At 68.1% G+C, this 1,532-nt stretch carries 1 protein-coding gene; it reads right to left on the bottom strand.

The annotated features are described in order from the left end of the window. Positions 1 to 1,532 (bottom strand): condensation domain-containing protein (locus FKP22_RS30005; protein ID WP_233447018.1); only part of this gene is annotated, 1,532 nt, incomplete at both ends.

Genomic DNA, 1,532 nt, shown 5'->3' with positions numbered 1-1,532 from the left:
GAACTTCGCCGTCACTCGCTCACCCGGCACGAACGCCAGTTGCAGGCCGGGCAATTCCAGCTTCATCGGCGCGTTCTGCAAGACCAGCATGACCTGGAACAGCGGCGTGAAGCTGCTGTCGCGCTCAGGCTGAAGCGCCTCGACCAATTGCTCGAACTGCACGTCCTGGTTCGCGTAGGCATCCAGCGTGTGGCCCCTCACCTGCGCCAGCAGCGCATTGAATCCGAGGCCGAGGTCGACCTGAGTACGCAGCACCAGCGTGTTGACGAACAGGCCGATCAGCCCCTCGATCTCGGCGCGGTTGCGGTTGGCGATGGGCGTGCCGATGCAGATGTCGGTCTGCCCGGCCTGGCGCGCCAGCAGCACGTTGAAGGCGGCGCACAGTGTCATGAACAAGGTGCTCTGGCGCTTTCGGCCCAGCGCCAGCAGCTTGGCATGCACCTCCGCAGGCACGGCATACGCCACCGAGGCGCCGGATTGGCTCTGCACCGCAGGGCGTGGCCTGTCGGTGGGCAAGGCCAGCAGCTGCGGACTGCCCGCGAGTTGCTGGCGCCAGTAAGCCAGTTGCTGCGCCAGCACCTCGCCAGCCAGCCATTGCCGCTGCCAGCGGGCGAAATCGACGTAGCGCATCGGCAGCTCGGGCAGCGCCGCGGTGGCCCCCATCGCGCGGCCGGCATACAGCACACCGACTTCCCGCACCAGGATGCCCATGGACCAGCCGTCGGAGACGATGTGGTGCATCGTCAGCAGCAGCAGGTGTTCCTCGTCGCCGAGCTGCAGCAGGCCACCGCGGACCAACGGGCCGGTCTGCAGGTCGAATGGGGTGCGCGCCTGGTCCAGCATCAACCACTGCATCCGGGCCTCGCGCTCCATGCGCGGCAGATCGCGCAGGTCGTTGAGCGCCAGCGTCACCTCCAGGCGCGGCAGGATCTTCTGCACCGGCATGCCGCCGGTGCTTTCGAAGTACGCGCGCAGCGCGTCATGGCGGCCGATCACCGCGTTGAACGCGAAGGCCAGGGCCTCGTGGTCCAGCTTGCCCGTGAGGCGCACGGCCGCGGGGATGTTGTAGAGCGGGCTGTGGCGTTCCAGCTGGTCCAGGAACCACAGCCGCTGCTGGGCAAAGGACAGCGGATGACCTTCCGAGGTCTCGGCCGGCGCGGACGGCACGGCGGCCGGCACGGCGGCCGGCACAGCGGTCGGTTCTGCGGTCGGTTCGGCCTCATCGGGCGCCACCAGTTGCACCATCTCGCCCAGCGTGGGCGCCTCGAAGATTGCGCGCAGCGAGATCTCGGTGCCAAACGCCGCGTTGACGCGCGACATCAGCTGCGTGGCCAGCAAGGAATGGCCGCCCAGGTCGAAGAAGTTGTCGCCCAGGCCGACCTGTTCGACCTTCAGCACGTCCTTCCAGACCGCTGCCAGCTTCAGCGCGTTCTCGGTGCGGGGCGCCAGGTATGCGACCTCGCTCTGTGACATGTCAGGCGCGGGCAGCGCCTTGCGGTCCACCTTGCCATTGGCCGTCAGCGGCATCGCCT

The sequence above is a fragment of the Ideonella azotifigens genome, from assembly GCF_006519715.1.
GTDB lineage: Bacteria > Pseudomonadota > Gammaproteobacteria > Burkholderiales > Burkholderiaceae_C > Ideonella > Ideonella azotifigens.
This window is presented reverse-complemented; position numbering and strand designations above follow the sequence as displayed.